General features: G+C 69.2%; 12 protein-coding genes, 1 tRNA gene and 1 riboswitch. Of the genes, 8 read left to right on the plus strand and 5 right to left on the minus strand.

The window, feature by feature from the left end:
- Positions 1-87: 87 nt before the first annotated feature.
- The 3 genes from btuB to K6753_RS13550 form a co-directional block, all read right to left on the minus strand.
- Complete coding sequence (btuB, locus tag K6753_RS13540; RefSeq protein ID WP_223677001.1) at positions 88-1,947, minus strand: TonB-dependent vitamin B12 receptor; 1,860 nt, start codon at positions 1,945-1,947, stop codon at positions 88-90.
- A 137-nt stretch (positions 1,948-2,084) separates the two neighbouring features.
- Positions 2,085-2,315, minus strand: a riboswitch (cobalamin riboswitch).
- Positions 2,316-2,556: 241 nt separating this feature from the next.
- Complete coding sequence (locus K6753_RS13545; protein ID WP_223677002.1) at positions 2,557-2,922, minus strand: TfoX/Sxy family protein; 366 nt, start codon at positions 2,920-2,922, stop codon at positions 2,557-2,559.
- On the minus strand, positions 2,919-3,401 hold the full coding sequence (locus tag K6753_RS13550) for a GAF domain-containing protein (protein ID WP_223677003.1): 483 nt from the start codon (positions 3,399-3,401) through the stop codon (positions 2,919-2,921). Before K6753_RS13550 ends, K6753_RS13545 begins: the two co-directional genes overlap by 4 nt.
- A gap of 75 nt (positions 3,402-3,476) precedes the next feature.
- On the opposite strand from K6753_RS13550, the gene bioD reads away from it, so the two are divergent.
- From bioD to K6753_RS13565, 3 genes are all read left to right on the plus strand, one after another.
- Positions 3,477-4,151, plus strand: a complete 675-nt coding sequence (bioD, locus tag K6753_RS13555) for a dethiobiotin synthase (protein ID WP_223677076.1) — start codon at positions 3,477-3,479, stop codon at positions 4,149-4,151.
- 154 nt (positions 4,152-4,305) lie between these two features.
- Positions 4,306-5,499, plus strand: coding sequence for an efflux RND transporter periplasmic adaptor subunit (locus K6753_RS13560; RefSeq protein ID WP_223677004.1), 1,194 nt, complete (start codon positions 4,306-4,308; stop codon positions 5,497-5,499).
- 200 nt (positions 5,500-5,699) lie between these two features.
- Positions 5,700-8,768 (plus strand): efflux RND transporter permease subunit, encoded by a 3,069-nt coding sequence (locus K6753_RS13565; protein WP_223677005.1) that lies wholly within the window; start codon positions 5,700-5,702, stop codon positions 8,766-8,768.
- Positions 8,769-9,053: 285 nt separating this feature from the next.
- Here K6753_RS13565 and K6753_RS13570 read toward each other — a convergent pair whose 3' ends face one another.
- Both K6753_RS13570 and queD read right to left on the minus strand, forming a co-directional pair.
- The gene (locus tag K6753_RS13570; RefSeq protein ID WP_223677006.1) at positions 9,054-9,464 is read right to left on the minus strand and encodes a phasin family protein; all 411 of its coding nucleotides are present in this window, start codon (positions 9,462-9,464) and stop codon (positions 9,054-9,056) included.
- A gap of 136 nt (positions 9,465-9,600) precedes the next feature.
- Positions 9,601-9,957 carry a 6-carboxytetrahydropterin synthase QueD gene (gene queD, locus K6753_RS13575; protein ID WP_223677007.1) on the minus strand — a complete coding sequence of 119 codons (357 nt, stop codon included), beginning with the start codon at positions 9,955-9,957 and terminating at the stop codon, positions 9,601-9,603.
- Between the two features lie 254 nt (positions 9,958-10,211).
- Between queD and acnD the strand changes: the two genes are divergently transcribed.
- From acnD to K6753_RS13600, 5 genes are all read left to right on the plus strand, one after another.
- The gene (gene acnD, locus K6753_RS13580) at positions 10,212-12,824 is read left to right on the plus strand and encodes a Fe/S-dependent 2-methylisocitrate dehydratase AcnD (RefSeq protein ID WP_223677008.1); all 2,613 of its coding nucleotides are present in this window, start codon (positions 10,212-10,214) and stop codon (positions 12,822-12,824) included.
- Between the two features lies 1 nt (position 12,825).
- On the plus strand, positions 12,826-14,007 hold the full coding sequence (prpF, locus tag K6753_RS13585) for a 2-methylaconitate cis-trans isomerase PrpF (protein WP_223677009.1): 1,182 nt from the start codon (positions 12,826-12,828) through the stop codon (positions 14,005-14,007).
- A 79-nt stretch (positions 14,008-14,086) separates the two neighbouring features.
- Positions 14,087-14,163 (plus strand) — tRNA-Met (locus tag K6753_RS13590).
- 142 nt (positions 14,164-14,305) lie between these two features.
- Positions 14,306-14,917, plus strand: a complete 612-nt coding sequence (locus K6753_RS13595) for an RNA pyrophosphohydrolase (protein ID WP_223677010.1) — start codon at positions 14,306-14,308, stop codon at positions 14,915-14,917.
- Between the two features lie 101 nt (positions 14,918-15,018).
- On the plus strand, positions 15,019-15,222 hold the full coding sequence (locus tag K6753_RS13600) for a (2Fe-2S)-binding protein (protein WP_223677011.1): 204 nt from the start codon (positions 15,019-15,021) through the stop codon (positions 15,220-15,222).
- Positions 15,223-15,345 lie beyond the last annotated feature (123 nt).

Here is a 15,345-nt window from a genome sequence, read left to right on the forward strand (position 1 = left end):
GAGCGGCTTCAGCCGCGATCGTGTGGACGTGACACAAAGCGGTTCCCGATCGCGGCTGAAGCCGCTCCTACAGGGGCGCGCGGGTCGTTACTGCGCCGGTTCCCAGCGCAGCGTCAGGAACCACTCGCGTCCCGGCAGGTTGTAGAACGACGCGGTCTCGTAGTCGCGGTCCAGCACGTTGGCCAAGCGCGCCTGCACGGTCCACGCAGCTGTGAGGCTGTACTCGGCCCGCACGTCGAAGGTCGCGTAGCCGCCCAGGCGACGGGTGTTGGCGACGTCGTCGAAGCGCGCGCCTTCGGCCACGCCGGTCAGGCCCAGGCGCAGGTCGCCGAAGGCACGGTCCACGTCCAGCCGCGCGCTGCGCCGCGCGCGCCGCGGCAGCTCGTTGCCGTCGTTGAATCCGCCGCTGCGGTTTTCCGTGTCGAGCACGCTGACGCTGCCGGACATGGCCCATGCGGCGACCTCGGCGTCGATGCCCAACTCGGCCCCGCGCAACTGCGCGCGCTCGATGTTGTTGGGCAGGAACAGCGCCGCGTCGTAGGCGATCAGGTCGTCGACGCGGGTGTCGAACGCGTCCAGCCGCCAGGCGACGGCGCCGGCATCCAGCGCCACCCCCGCCTCCCAGCTGCGCGACTCCTCGGGACGCAGGTCGGGGTTGCCGAAGAACGGGTAGTACAGCTCGTTGAACGTCGGCGCCTTGAACGCCGTGCCGTAGCCCGCGCTGACGCGCCAACCTCCGCCCAGCGACAGGCCCCAGGCGGCATTGCCGGTGGTGGCCTCGCCGAACTGCTGGTTGTCGTCATGACGCAGGGCGGCCTGCAGAGAATGCGCGCCGAGCACACCCTGGTACTGCGCGAACGCCGCGCGGTTGTCGCGTTCAGTCCGGTCGAAGGTCGTGTCGCTTTCGACGCGGTCGCGCAGCCAGTCCGCACCGAAGGTCAGCAGGTGGTCGGCAGCCAGTGAAAGGTCGGCCTGCAGGCTGGCGCTGTCGCGATCGGTTTCGAAGTAGCCGGTGAACGCATCGCCGAGGAAGTTGTCGGACGCGTCGGTATTGCGGCCCGCGCCCAACTGCACGGTCAGCGCGTCCGAGACGGTCCACGTGGCGCGCGCACCCAGCACCTGCTGCGTGGTTTCGGAGTAATCGGTGAAGTCACCGTCGAATTCGTTCTCGCCCTCTGCGAGCAGGGCCTGGGCCGTCAGCTCGAACGTCTCGCCAAGATCGATGCCGCCGCGCAGTGACAGCGACCGGTTGCGGTAGCCGTCCGCGTCCGGCTGCGGGGCGGCGATGAAGCAGCCGCCGTCGAACGGCGTCGGCGTGGCGACGTCGCAGGCGTTGATGCCGTCGGTGCGCTGGTGCGCGGCATCGACGCCGAACCACGTCGTGCCGCTGCCGCCGCCGATGCCCGCACTGGCCTCGCGCCGGCCATGGCTACCAACGGTGGCGGTGGCGCGCGGCGCGATGCCGCCACGGTCGCGGCGGGTGAACACCTGGATGACACCACCGATCGCCTCGCTGCCGTACAGGCTGGAGCGCGGGCCGCGCACGATCTCGACGCGGTCGATCATCGACAGCGGCAGGTCCTGGAACGACACGAGGCCGGAGGTCGCCGAGCCGATGCGCACCCCATCGACCAGCACCAGCACGTGGTCGGATTCGGCGCCGCGCATGAACAGCGTGGTGAGCTTGCCCGGGCCGCCCTGGTTGGAGATCGCCACGCCCGCGCGGCCGCGCAGCAGTTCCGGCAGCGAGCGCGCCTGGCTGCGGACGATCATGTCGCGGTCGATCACTTCGACCGGCGCGAGCACGGCGTTGGCCGATACCGGCGTGCGGGTCGCGGTGACCACCACTTCATCGAGGTCGCGCGCGGTGCGAGCGGTGTCGGCCTGGGCGTTTGCGGACAGGGGCAGCGCGAGTGCGCAGGCAAGGGTCATCGGGCGAAGCTGCATCGGGACGTCTCCATCGCACGGTCGGGCCGTGCCGGTCTTGCCGGTCTTGCCGGGTTTCGGGAGTCGGATGCAGGGAAAAAGGGCCGCGAAATCGGACGAACAGCGCCGGCGTCGCCGCCGCAATGCCCTCCGCATCGCAACCAGTCAGCGTCAAGGCCGGTCTCCGGACTCGCGAGTGGAAGACGTGCTTCCGGCCAGGGCGCCTTCCCGTGGCTGCAGGTGCAGCCCAGTGGCGGATGCCGTGGCTTGACTCGCTTACCGTTGCGGGGGCAGTGCCGGACTGGACCGCGAATGTGCGGGCGTCACCGGCTTCCCGTTTCAACCCGTTGGCAGGACGCCGCCGGGTCACCTTGAAGCGGGGCGCAGTGTACGGGATTGGGGGGCGTGGCAGGAAAGGGGTGGGGCGCGGCTCGGCTGCTTGGCTCCTCCCCCTGCGTGCAGGGGGAGGTTGGGAGGGGGTGCGTTTACCGCAGCGAGTGTAGGAGCGACGTAAGTCGCGACCACGCCACCGCGATTAGATGCGTAACCAACGATTTCCGGATCGCGACTTACGTCGCTCCTGCACCAGGCACGCTGGATCGACATGACCTGTCGTCAGGCAAGCAGCGATCAGCGACGCCAGTCGTTTCCGTCGCCGTCGGGTCGCATCGGCACCGTGTCTTCGGTCAGCACCGTGGTGCGCACCGGCCCGGGGGCGGGCTTGTAGCGCGGCGGCGGCAGCTGGTCGATCGCCACGCCGGCGGCGCTCACCAGTTCCTGCCTGCGTGCGTCGGGGACTTCCTGCCAGTGGCAGTCCTGCAACGCGCCTTCGATCGCGTAGAGCAGGTTGAGCGTCGGCTTGAAGCCCGCGCGCTTGACGCGCATGAACGCCTCGACCGTGCCGGCCTCGGCCAGCTCCTCGCGCGTGCGCAGCCCGACCTGGCGCAGCCACGCCGCCGACTTGGGTCCGATGTTGCGCATCTTCTCGGTGCTCATCGCAAAGCCTCCACGAATGCCGCGGCGATCGCCTCGACGCCGCGCTGGTCGTCCTCGTTGAACCGGGACGGCAGTGGGCTGTCGATATCCAGCACGCCGACCAGTTCCCCGCCGTGCACCAGCGGCACGACGATTTCCGAACGCGATGCCGCGTCGCAGGCGATGTGGCCGGGGAACGCGTGCACGTCATCCACGCGTTGGGTCGCGCGGTCGCGCGCGGCGGCGCCGCATACGCCCCTGTCCAGCGGGATGCGCACGCACGCGGGCAGGCCCTGGAAGGGGCCGACCACCAGCTCGGTGCCATCGAAGAAATAGAAACCCGCCCAGTTGAGGTCGGGCAGGCCGTGGTAGAGCAGGGCGGACAGGTTGGCGGCGTTGGCGATGCGATCGCGTTCGCCATGCATCAACGCGCGGGCCTGCTCCAGCAGCTGGGCGTACTGCTCCGGCTTGTTGCCGGTGAGGGGGGTGGCGGCAAACATGGCACGAGTGTAGCAGCGGGGCTGCCGTACCATCGGCGGGTTCCGGGGCTTCCATGGGAGTGATGCGTGCGCGGTCTGGCTTTCAACGGCATCTTCGTCACCGGCACGGATACCGGCATCGGCAAGTCCGTCGCCAGCGCGGCGCTGCTGCACGCGATGCGCTCGCGTGGCCTGCGCGCGGTCGGCATGAAGCCGGTCGCCAGCGGCTGTGTGGAAGCCGCCGACGGATGGCGCAACGAGGACGCATTGCTGCTGCAGGCCGCCGGTGAGCCGGGCGTGCCTTACGCGGACATCAACCCGTACGCGCTGCCGGCGCCGCTCGCGCCCGAGATCGCCGCCGCCGACGCCGGCGTGCAGGTCGAACTCGCCCCGATCCGGGACGCCTTCGGCCGGCTGGCTGCGCAGGCCGACCGGGTCGTGGTCGAAGGCGTTGGCGGCTGGGCGGCGCCGCTGTCGTCGACGCTGGAGCAGGCCGACCTCGGACGCGCGCTCGACCTGCCGGTGGTGCTGGTGGTGGGCCTGCGGCTGGGCTGCCAGAGCCATGCACGGCTGACGGCCCGCGCGATCGAGGCCGACGGCCTGCGCCTGGTCGGCTGGATCGGTAACGCCGTCGACCCCGACATGGGACGGCACGACGAGGTGGTGGCGCTGCTGGCGCAGCGCCTGCAGGCACCGTGCTGGGGCTGCCTTCCGCATCACGACAACCCCGATCCGGCCGCATTGGCGCGCCATTTGACGTTCCCGGATTGAACCCGTTGCGCATTGCGCTGGCACGGGCCCGCGCAACGCAGCGTTCCAGAGCGAATGCACGATTACTTTCCGCCCCGGACTTCCGGCAGGGGGACAGCACGCCAGGACATCGCTAAACTGGCGAGTACAGAATTGACCCCCCACGAGGCCCGGCATGCGCCGTACTGCACTGTTTTCCGGAATCCTGCTGGCTGCCCTGATCGGGCTGGCCGGCTGCAGCGGCGATGAGGCCGCAGGCGCCGAAGGCGCCGCGGGCGGTCCACCCGGTGGCATGCAATTGCCGGTGGAGACGGTGACGATCGAGCCACGCCCGTTGCAGGCCGGCCTCGACACCGTCGGCAGCCTGCGCGCCGACGAGTCGGTGATCGTGCGCCCGGAAGTGGCCGGGCGCGTGCAGCGCATCCACTTCACCGAGGGCGGCACGGTCCGCGCGGGGCAGCCGCTCTTCAGCCTCGACGCCAGCCTGGCGCGCGCGAGCTACAACGAGGCCGCCGCCAACCTCGAGAACAGCCAGCGCGCCAATGCGCGGGCCGAGGAACTGGCGAAGGACCAGCTGATCGCCCGGTCGGATGCCGACAACACGCGCGCCGCGCTGGCGGTGGACCGTGCACGCGTCGCCTCGGCCCAGGCCGCGCTGGAGAAGATGACCCTCACCGCGCCGTTTTCGGGCCAGGTCGGCCTGCGCGAAGTCAGCGTCGGCGAGTTCGTCAACGTCGGCCAGGACCTGGTCACACTGGTGCGGCTGGACCCGATCGAGGTCGACTTTTCCGTGCCGGAAACCGCGCTGTCGCAGCTGCGCCAGGGCCAGAACGTGCGCCTGACGGTCGACGCGTTCCCCGACGACACCTTCGGTGGCGAAGTCGTGGCGATCGATCCTGTGGTCGACGCAGGCAGCCGAAGCGCCAGCCTGCGCGCGCGCGTCCCCAATCCCGACGGCCGCCTGCGCCCGGGCCAGTTCGCCCGCCTGCAATTGCAGACCGGCGACGGCGGCAATGCGCTGATGGTCCCCGAGCAGGCGCTGATGCAGGACGGCGAGACGCGTTACGTCTACACCGTGGTCGACGGCAAGGCCAAGCGCACGCCGATCACCACCGGCACGCGCGTCCCCGGGTTCTTCCAGGTCGTGGAAGGCCTGAAGGCGGGCGACGTGGTGATCACCGCCGGACAGGCCAAGCCGATGATGCAGGACGGCATGCCGGTGGTGTCGGTGCCGCCGGGCGGTGCCGCGGCAGCCGGCCAGGGTGGGCAGGGCGCGGGTGAGCAGGCGCCTGCGGGCGCTGCCCCCGCGGCGTCTTCCGAGGCCGCCCCGGCTGAAGCGCCGGCCGACGCGTCAGCCGACTCGCAATAAGCCCCCTCTCCCGTCGGGAGAGGGCTGGGGTGAGGGTTCGGCGAAGCGGCGTCCGTGCATCACGGCATGTGAGCTTCCAACGCTGACGATGGATTCCGGGAATTCAACCGCACCGCTGCGCCGAACCCTCATCCGCCCTCCGGGCACCTTCTCCCAGTGGGAGAAGGACTAGAGCAACAGACACGTAATCGAGGCCCCCCATGGTCCTGTCCGACATCTCCATCCGCCGCCCGGTCTTCGCCACGGTCATCAACCTGGTGGTGCTGCTCGTCGGCCTGATCGCCTACGACCGCCTGTCGGTCCGGCAGATCCCCAACGTCGACACCCCGGTGGTGACGGTCAACACGACCTACCCGGGCGCCAGCGCGCAGGTGATCGAATCGCAGGTGACCCAGCCCATCGAAGATGCGCTGTCGGGCGTGGAAGGCATCGAGTACATGCAGTCCGTCAGCCGCGAGCAGTCCAGCCAGGTGACGATCCGCTTCCAGCTGGACCGCGACCCCGACGGCGCGGCCTCTGACGTGCGCGATCGCGTCGGCCAGGCGCGCGGGTTCCTGCCCGACGAGGTCGACGAGCCGATCATCCAGAAGCAGGAGGCCGACCAGCAGCCGATCATCTACCTGGCGTTCTCCTCGGACCGCCATTCGCGCGTGGAGATCGCCGACACCGCCGAGCGCCTGGTCAAGGACCGCATCCAGACCATCCCCGGCGTGGCGCAGGCCCAGGTGTTCTCCAGCACCTACGCGATGCGCGTGTGGTTGCAGCCGCAGCGCCTGGCGGCCTTCGGGTTCACCCCGGCGGACGTGGAAGCGGCGCTGCGCGCGCAGAACGTCGAGATCCCCGCCGGCCGTGTCGAGGGCCGTGCGCGTGAGTTCACGGTGCTGTCGGAAACCGACCTGCAGACGCCGGAGGAGTTCGGCGCGGTGATCGTGGGCAACGTCGACGGCACCCTGGTGCGGCTGCGCGACGTGGCGCGGGTCGAGCTGGGCTCGCAGGAGGAACGCTTCCGCGCCCGCTTCAACGGCGTCAACGCGGTGCCGCTGGCGGTGGTCAAGCAGGCCGTCGCCAACCCGCTGGACATCTCCGCCGCCCTGCAGGACATGCTGCCGCAGATCCAGCGGACGCTGCCGGAGGGCATGAATATCGAGGTCGCATTCGACTCGACGATCTTCATCGAGAAGTCCATCGACGAGGTCTACAAGACCGTCGCCGAGGCGGTGATCCTGGTCATCGTGGTGATCTTCCTGTTTCTGCGCAGCTGGCGCGCGACGCTGATCCCGCTGGTGACGATCCCGATCTCGCTGATCGGCGCGTTCGCGCTGATGTATGCCTTCGGCTTCACCATCAACACGCTGACCCTGCTGGCGATGGTGCTGGCGATCGGCCTGGTGGTCGACGACGCCATCGTGATGCTGGAGAACATCTACCGGCATATCGAGGAGGGCATGCCGCCCTTCCAGGCCGCGCTCAAGGGCAGCAAGGAAATTGGTTTCGCCATCGTCGCGATGACGCTGACGCTGGCGGCGGTGTACGTACCGCTGGCGTTCTCCACCGGCCGCACCGGCAAGCTGTTCGTCGAGTTCGCGATGACGCTGGCGGGCGCGGTGATCGTGTCCGGCTTCACCGCCCTGACGCTGTCGCCGATGATGTCGTCCAAGCTGCTCAAGCACGAGACCGAGCACGGCCGCTTCTACCTGGCCGGCGAGCGCGTGCTGGGCGCGATGGATCGCGGCTACCGCCGGCTGATCGAACTGGCCCTGCGGATGAAGTGGGCGGTGGTGGCCTTCGGCCTGGTGATCGCGATCGGCGCCGGTGCGCTGTGGACGTCTCTGCCCAACGAGCTGGCGCCGCAGGAGGACCAGGGCTTCATCATCGGCTTCGGCATGGCGCCGGAGGGCGCGACGCCCGAGTACACCGACACCTACGCCAAGCAGATGGAGGCCGCGTTCGCCGGCATCCCGCAGGTGAAGCAGTACTTCCAGATCGTCGGCTTCCCGGCGGTCACCAACACCATCGGCTTCGTGATGCTGCAGGACTGGGAGGAGCGCGACGTCACCACCGCCGACGTGCAGGGCCAGCTGTTCCCACAGTTCATGGGCATTCCCGGGATCATGGCGTTCCCGACGCTGCCGCCGCCGCTGGGCCAGGACGGCTTCGGCCAGCCGGTCAACTTCGTCGTGCAGTCCACCGGCACCTGGGAGGAACTGGGCGAAACCGTGCAGGCGCTGATGGCCAAGATGCGCGAGAACCCGCAGCTCACCAACCCGGATTCGGACCTCAAGCTCGACAAGCCTCAGCTCAAGCTGGAGGTGGACCGCGAGAAGGTGGCCGACGTCGGCACCAGTGTGGCCACCGTGGGGCGCACGCTGGAGACGCTGCTGGGCGGGCGCAACGTGACCCGCTTCAAGCGCGGCTCGGAGCAGTACGACGTGCTGGTGCAGGTCGAGGATGCCGACCGCCGCACGCCGGGCGACCTGTCCAACATCTTCGTTCGCGGCGGCGACGGCCAGATGGTGCAGCTGTCCAACCTGGTCACCAGCCAGGAGACCGTCGCGGCGAAGGAGCTCAACCACTTCAATAAGCTGCGCGCGGCGACGATCAGTGCCGGCCTGGCGCCGGGTTACTCGATGGGCGAGGCGCTGGACTGGATGGAAGGCGCGCTCGCGGAAGTGGCACCCGACGCGCAGTACGACCTGTCGGGCCAGAGTCGTGAGTTCCGCGAGTCGTCCAGCGATTTCGGCATGATCCTGGCGCTGGCGGTGGTCTTCATCTTCCTGGTGCTGGCCGCGCAGTTCGAAAGCTGGGTCGACCCGTTCGTGATCCTGCTGGCGGTGCCGCTGGCCGCGTTCGGCGCGTTCCTGCTGCTCAAGCTCAGCGGGCACGGCAGCTGGAACATCTACAGCCAGATTGGCATGGTCACGCTGATCGGCCTGATCGCCAAGCACGGCATCCTGATCGTGGAGTTCGCCAACCAGCTGCAGGAGCAGGGCAAGAGCAAGTTCGACGCGGTGGTCGACGCTGCCGCGCTGCGCCTGCGCCCGATCCTGATGACCACCGGCGCGATGGTGCTGGGTTCGCTCCCGCTGGCAATCGCCTCGGGCGCGGGTGCGGAGGCGCGCAACCAGATCGGCATGGTGATCGTGGGCGGCATGTCGATCGGCACCGTGTTCACCCTGTTCGTGGTGCCCGTCGTGTACCTGCTGATCGGCCGCAACCACCAGAAGGCCGCGGCCGAGCAGCACCGGATGGAAGCGCAGGCGGCGGGCTGATCGCCTGCCGCGGCGCGACATCGAACGGCGCCGGATGACTCCGGCGCCGTTTCTTTTTGGTAGCCCGGGTAAGCGAAGCGCACCCGGGGTTGATGTCGCGAATGGTCGCGGTCCCGGGTGCGCTGCGCTTACCCGGGCTACGCGGCTTGATCGGGTAGTCCAACGAGGGGCGGCGCTCCCCGGAGCCCCGGTCACGAAACACCGCCCAACAAAAAACCCGGCAGCCGAGGCTGCCGGGTTTCGTGTGGTCGGGAACCGACCGGGAGAGAGACGGTGCTGCGAGTCTTACTTCGCGCCCTTGCCGGCGGCCTTGGTGGCCTTCTCGACATTGGCTTCGACATTCTCGCGGGTGGCCTTCGCGGTCGCTTCGATCTGCGACTTGGCGATCTCGGCGATGGCTTCGTGGGTCTTCAGGGTGCGGCCGAAGGCTTCCTGGCCGGTGCTGACGGCGCGCTCGACGTTCTCGCGGGCGATCTGCACGCCCTTGGGGGCGATGGCCTTCATGCCGTCGAGGTCACGGACCTGGGCGGCCTCGTTCCAGAACGCGAAGGTGGCTTCGGCGCGGTCTTCGATCGCCGACAGCTGCAGGCCGAGGACGGCCTGGGCGTTCTCGAGGGTCAGGCGGTTGATCTGTGCGGCGGTGTCCGCGAACTGACGCGCCGCGGTGGCGAACTGCTCGTTGAACTGCGGGTACATGGCGGTCTCCTGCTCAGGGTCACCGACGGTTCTGCCGGTTTGTGCGGTGCAGCATATGGCAGGGTTTGTTGCAATGCAACAATGCCGGCTCTCGAGCGTGGAGACCGTTCAGGTGGAGCCGCGGTTGCGCCCCTGGTCAGGGACCGCGGTAGCGACAGCCCGAGGTGCACGTCTCGTGCACCACGACCTCCGATAACTGCGGCAGCGCGGGCTTCAGGTGCTCCCAGATCCACACCGCCAGGCGCTCGCTGGTCGGGTTGTCCAGCCCCTCGATGTCATTGAGGTAGTGGTGGTCGAGCCGGTCGTACAGCGGCTTGAAGGCGGCCTTGATGTCGGCGAAATCCATCACCCAGCCGGTGTGCTCGCCCGGCTCGCCCGAGACGTGGAGCTCGACCCGGAAGGAGTGGCCGTGCAACCGGGCGCACTTGTGGCCTTCGGGCACGTTGGGCAGCCGGTGGGCGGCCTCGAGGGTGAAGACCTTGAAGATATCCATGCGGGAATGGCCGGCGCATGTCGCGCGGCAGTGGCAGCGGGGCGGCACAGGATAGCGCCCCGGCGGCCGAGCACCGGCAACGCCGGCCCAACGCCCCTTTGATACCGGCGGCAGCGGTACGGCATCGACGTTAAAATCAGCTGTTTCCCGGCGCGCGCCTCTGGTGCCGCCCGGCGTCCCTCCCGCACTGCGGCGCTGCCGATCCTTCGGCCCTGCCGCCTCGCAGTGCCTTTCGAGCCAGCCCCGTGCCCGCCATGTCCAATTCCTATCGCAAGCCGCTTCCCGGAACCTCGCTGGATTACTTCGACGCCCGTGCGGCGGTGGAGGCGATCCGCCCCGGTGCCTGGGACGGGCTGCCGTACACCTCGCGCGTGTATGCCGAGAACCTGGTGCGCCGCGCGGAGCCGGCGATGCTGGAGGCGTACCTCACCCAGCTGATCGAGCGCCGCCGCGACCTCGACTTCCCGTGGTTTCCGGCGCGCGTGGTCTGCCACGACATCCTCGGCCAGACCGCGCTGGTGGACCTGGCCGGCCTGCGCGATGCCATTGCCGACAAGGGCGGCGACCCGGCGCAGATCAACCCGGTGGTGCCGACGCAGCTGATCGTCGACCACTCGTTGGCGGTGGAGTGCGGCGGCTTCGACCCGGACGCGTTCACCAAGAACCGCGCCATCGAGGAGCGTCGCAACGAGGACCGGTTCCACTTCATCGAGTGGACGCGCAAGGCGTTCCACAACGTCGACGTGATTCCGCCGGGCAACGGGATCATGCACCAGATCAACCTGGAGAAGATGTCGCCGGTGGTGCACGCGAAGGACGGCGTGGCCTTCCCCGACACCTGCGTGGGCACCGACAGCCACACCCCGCATGTCGACGCGCTGGGCGTGATCGCCATCGGCGTGGGCGGGCTGGAAGCCGAGAGCGTGATGCTCGGCCGCGCGTCGTGGATGCGGTTGCCGGAAATCGTCGGCGTCGAACTGACGGGCAAGCCGCAGCCGGGCATTACCGCCACCGACATCGTGCTGGCGCTGACCGAGTTCCTGCGCCAGTCCAAGGTGGTGGGCGCGTACCTGGAGTTCCGGGGCGTGGGCGCCGCGGCGCTGACGCTGGGCGACCGCGCGACCATTTCCAACATGGCGCCCGAGTACGGCGCCACGGCCGCGATGTTCTTCATCGACGACAACACGCTCGACTACCTGCGCCTGACCGGCCGCGAGGAGCCGCAGGTGCAGCTGGTGGAGGCGTACGCCAGGACTGCAGGCCTGTGGGCGGACACGCTCGCCGATGCGCAGTACGAGCGCACGTTGACGTTCGACCTGTCGAGCGTGGAGCGCAACATGGCCGGCCCGTCCAACCCGCATCGCCGCCTGCCGACGTCGATGCTGGCCGAGCGCGGCATCGCCACCGGCATGGCGCTGGCACGCGAACAGGAAGCGCAAGGCCTGATGCCCGACGGCGCGGTGATCATCGCCGCCATCACCAGCTGCACCAACACCTCCAACCCGCGCAATGTCATCGCCGCCGGCCTGCTGGCCAAGAAGGCGAACGCGCTCGGCCTGGTGCGCAAGCCGTGGGTCAAGACCTCGCTGGCGCCGGGCTCCAAGGCCGTGCAGCTGTACCTGGAGGACTCGGACCTGCTGAAGGAGCTGGAGCAGCTCGGCTTCGGCATCGTCGGCTTCGCCTGCACCACCTGCAACGGCATGAGCGGCGCGCTGGACCCGGAGATCCAGAAGGAGATCGTCGAGCGCGACCTGTACGCCGTCGCCGTGCTGTCGGGCAACCGCAACTTCGACGGCCGCATCCACCCTTATGCGAAGCAGGCGTTCCTGGCGTCACCGCCGCTGGTGGTCGCCTACGCCATCGCCGGCACCGTGCGCTTCGACATCGAGAAGGACGTGCTGGGCACCGACGCCGAGGGCCGGCCGGTGACGCTCAAGGACCTGTGGCCGACGGATGAGGAGATCGACGCGATCGTCAAGGCCAGCGTCAAGCCCGAGCAGTTCCGCAAGGTGTACGAGCCGATGTTCTCCGTGCGTGTCGAGCACGGCGAGAAGGTCGGCCCCCTCTACGACTGGCGCCCGCAGTCGACCTACATCCGCCGCCCGCCGTACTGGGAAGGCGCACTGGCCGGCGAGCGCTCGCTCACGGGCATGCGGCCGTTGGCGGTGCTGGGCGACAACATCACCACCGACCACCTCTCGCCGAGCAACGCGATCCTCGCCACCAGCGCCGCGGGCGAATACCTGACGAAGATGGGCGTGCCGGAGGAGGACTTCAATTCCTACGCGACCCACCGCGGCGACCACCTCACCGCGCAGCGCGCGACCTTCGCCAACCCCAAGCTGCTCAACGAGATGGTGCGCGACAGCGACGGCAACGTGCGACAGGGTTCGCTGGCGCGGATCGAGCCGGAGGGCAAGGTCGTGCGCATGTGGGAGGCGATCGAGACCTACATGCAGCGCCGCCAGCCCCTGATCATCATTGCCGGCGCCGACTACGGCCAGGGCAGTTCGCGGGACTGGGCCGCCAAGGGCGTGCGCTTGGCCGGCGTGGAGGCGATCGCCGCGGAAGGCTTCGAGCGCATCCACCGCACCAACCTGATTGGCATGGGCGTGTTGCCGCTGCAGTTCGAGGCCGGCACGACGCGCGAGACGCTGGGTATCGACGGCACCGAAACCTTCGACGTCGTCGGCGAGCGCACGCCGGGCGCCATGCTGACGCTGGTCATCCACCGCACCGATGGCAATACACTGGAAGTGCCCGTCACCTGCCGCCTCGACACCGGCGAGGAAGTGGCGATCTACGAGGCCGGCGGCGTCCTGCAGCGCTTCGCGCAGGACTTCCTCGAATCGGCAAAGGCGGCCTGACATGGCTTACGCGCCGCAGCTCCGCATCCCCGCCACCTACATGCGCGGCGGCACCAGCAAGGGCGTGTTCTTCCGTCTGGACGAGCTGCCCGGCGACGCGCAGGTGCCGGGCGCGGCACGCGACGCTTTGCTGATGCGCGTGATCGGTTCGCCCGACCCGTACGGCAAGCACACCGACGGCATGGGTGGCGCCACGTCCAGCACCAGCAAGTGCGTGATCATTTCGAAATCGGCGGTGCCCGGCCACGACGTCGACTACCTGTACGGGCAGGTCGCCATCGACACCGCGTTCGTCGACTGGTCCGGCAACTGCGGCAACCTGTCCTCGGCCGTGGGGCCCTTCGCGATCGCCAACGGCCTCGTCGACCCGGCGCGCGTGCCGCAGGACGGGATGTGCACGGTGCGCATCTGGCAGGCCAACATCGGCAAGACCATCGTCGCGCACGTGCCCGTCACCGGCGGGCAGGTCCAGGAGACCGGTGACTTCGAACTCGACGGCGTCACCTTCCCGGCGGCCGAGATCCAGCTGGAATTCCTCGGCCCGGCCGACGAAGGCGAGGGCGGCGGGGCGATGTTCCCAACCGGCAAGGTGGAAGACACGCTGGACGTGCCGGGGGTCGGCGCGCTGCAGGTCACGATGATCAACGCCGGCATCCCGACCGTGTTCGTCGATGCCGCCGCGCTGGGCCTTGAGGGCACCGAGCTGCAGGACGCGATCAACGGCGATCCGGCGAGGCTCGCCATGTTCGAATCCATCCGCGCGCATGCCGCCGTGCGCATGGGGCTGATCGACGACATCGCCGGCGCGGCCTCGCGCCAGCACACGCCGAAGGTCGCGTTCGTCGCGCCCCCAAAGGACTACACCGCCTCGAGCGGCAAGCCGGTGCGCGCCGACGACGTCGACCTGCTGGTGCGCGCGCTGTCGATGGGCAAGCTGCACCACGCGATGATGGGCACGTGCGCGGTGGCCATCGCGACGGCCGCCGCCGTACCCGGCACGGTGGTGCGACGTGCCTCGAAGGGACGGGAATCGGGCGCGGTCCGTTTCGGCCACCCCTCGGGCACGCTGCGGGTCGGCGCCGAAGCGCGCCAGGTCGACGGCCAGTGGCAGGTCACCCGGGCGGTGATGAGCCGCAGCGCGCGGGTGCTGATGGAAGGTCAGGTCCGGGTGCTGCCCGCCTGAAGCGGCCGGTACACCAGCGCCGGGTGGTCGGGACGTTGACAGCGAGGCATCGAACCGGAACAATTCGCGGTTCCCGCGCGGCTATGTAGCTCAGCCGGTTAGAGCACAGCACTCATAATGCTGGGGTCGGTGGTTCGAGTCCACCCATAGCCACCACCGCGCAGGACCAGAACAACCCCGCCACCGGCGGGGTTTTTCGTTTCCGGGCGCGGCGACCACGTATCGAGTTGTCGGGCCGCGCGGCGCGTGGCAGAGTCGGGCCCAGTGACGCAAGTCAAATGATTCAGGAGTCCGCATCGTGATCGATCCGGACGGTTACCGACCCAACGTCGGCATCGTGCTGATGCACCCTGACGGACGCCTGTTCTGGGCGCGCCGGGTGCATCGCGACGGGTGGCAGTTCCCGCAGGGCGGGATGAACACCGACGAGACGCCCATCGAGGCGATGTACCGCGAGCTTCGCGAGGAAACCGGCCTGCTGCCGCACCACGTCGAGGTGCTAGGCACGACCCCCGGCTGGCTGCGCTACCGGCTGCCGCAGCGGGCGATCCGCCGCAACGACCGCCTCGTCTGCATCGGCCAGAAGCAGGTGTGGTTCCTGTTGCGCCTGACCGGGCAGGAGTCCGACCTGCGCCTGGACCTCACCGACAAGCCCGAGTTCGACCATTGGCGCTGGGTGGACTTCTGGTACCCGGTCGAGCACGTGGTGATGTTCAAGCGCGGCGTCTATTCCCGCGCCCTGCGCCACCTGGCCCCGGCCGCGCGCCAGGTCGCTGGCGTGCAGGCCGTGCCGCAGCCCGCGCCTGAGGCCCGTCCGGGGCCGTCAGCCTGGAACAACCGGCCGCGGCCGCGACCCGGCACCCGTGGCGCAGCCGACCCGCGCGCGCCGGGTAGCCGCAGGGCCGACTGACCCGGCGCTGGCCGGTTCGGCCCTGTTAATTGACAATCATTCTCATTCCATGTGGAATATCCGGGCAGCCAGACGGGCTGCCAGTTCGACGGGTCTTCCGCATGTACGTGTGCATCTGCAACGGGGTTACCGAGCGCGACATCTTCCAGGCGGCTGAAGCCGGCTGCCGGAGCGTGCCCGAGCTGACGATGCGCACCGGCGCAGGCGCCAACTGCGGCAGCTGCCTGGACATGGCCGCCGACATCCTCGACCAGGCCCGCAACGTCCGCGAGCTGCCGCTGCCGGTTCTCCAGTACGCCGCCTGAGTCGCCGCCCGCGCTGCGCGGGGGTCCCACTCCATTTGCCACTGATTCGCGTCCGCGGCCGCACTCGATTCGCGTTCCGTCACCGTGTGCGGCAAATCGGTAGCATCGCCGCCATTCCCGCAT

It is taken from the genome of Novilysobacter selenitireducens (assembly GCF_020026895.1).
Taxonomy (GTDB): domain Bacteria; phylum Pseudomonadota; class Gammaproteobacteria; order Xanthomonadales; family Xanthomonadaceae; genus Lysobacter_C; species Lysobacter_C selenitireducens.

Excerpts from the sequence above, each read along its gene's own strand:
- acnD (WP_223677008.1), top strand. The coding sequence starts at position 10,212 with ATGTCCAATTCCTATCGCAAGCCGCTTCCCGGAACCTCGCTGGATTAC.
- queD (WP_223677007.1), bottom strand. The coding sequence starts at position 9,957 with ATGGATATCTTCAAGGTCTTCACCCTCGAGGCCGCCCACCGGCTGCCC.
- prpF (WP_223677009.1), top strand. The coding sequence starts at position 12,826 with ATGGCTTACGCGCCGCAGCTCCGCATCCCCGCCACCTACATGCGCGGC.
- btuB (WP_223677001.1), bottom strand. The coding sequence starts at position 1,947 with ATGCAGCTTCGCCCGATGACCCTTGCCTGCGCACTCGCGCTGCCCCTG.
- K6753_RS13565 (WP_223677005.1), top strand. The coding sequence starts at position 5,700 with ATGGTCCTGTCCGACATCTCCATCCGCCGCCCGGTCTTCGCCACGGTC.
- K6753_RS13600 (WP_223677011.1), top strand. The coding sequence starts at position 15,019 with ATGTACGTGTGCATCTGCAACGGGGTTACCGAGCGCGACATCTTCCAG.
- K6753_RS13560 (WP_223677004.1), top strand. The coding sequence starts at position 4,306 with ATGCGCCGTACTGCACTGTTTTCCGGAATCCTGCTGGCTGCCCTGATC.
- K6753_RS13545 (WP_223677002.1), bottom strand. The coding sequence starts at position 2,922 with ATGAGCACCGAGAAGATGCGCAACATCGGACCCAAGTCGGCGGCGTGG.
- K6753_RS13570 (WP_223677006.1), bottom strand. The coding sequence starts at position 9,464 with ATGTACCCGCAGTTCAACGAGCAGTTCGCCACCGCGGCGCGTCAGTTC.
- K6753_RS13550 (WP_223677003.1), bottom strand. The coding sequence starts at position 3,401 with ATGTTTGCCGCCACCCCCCTCACCGGCAACAAGCCGGAGCAGTACGCC.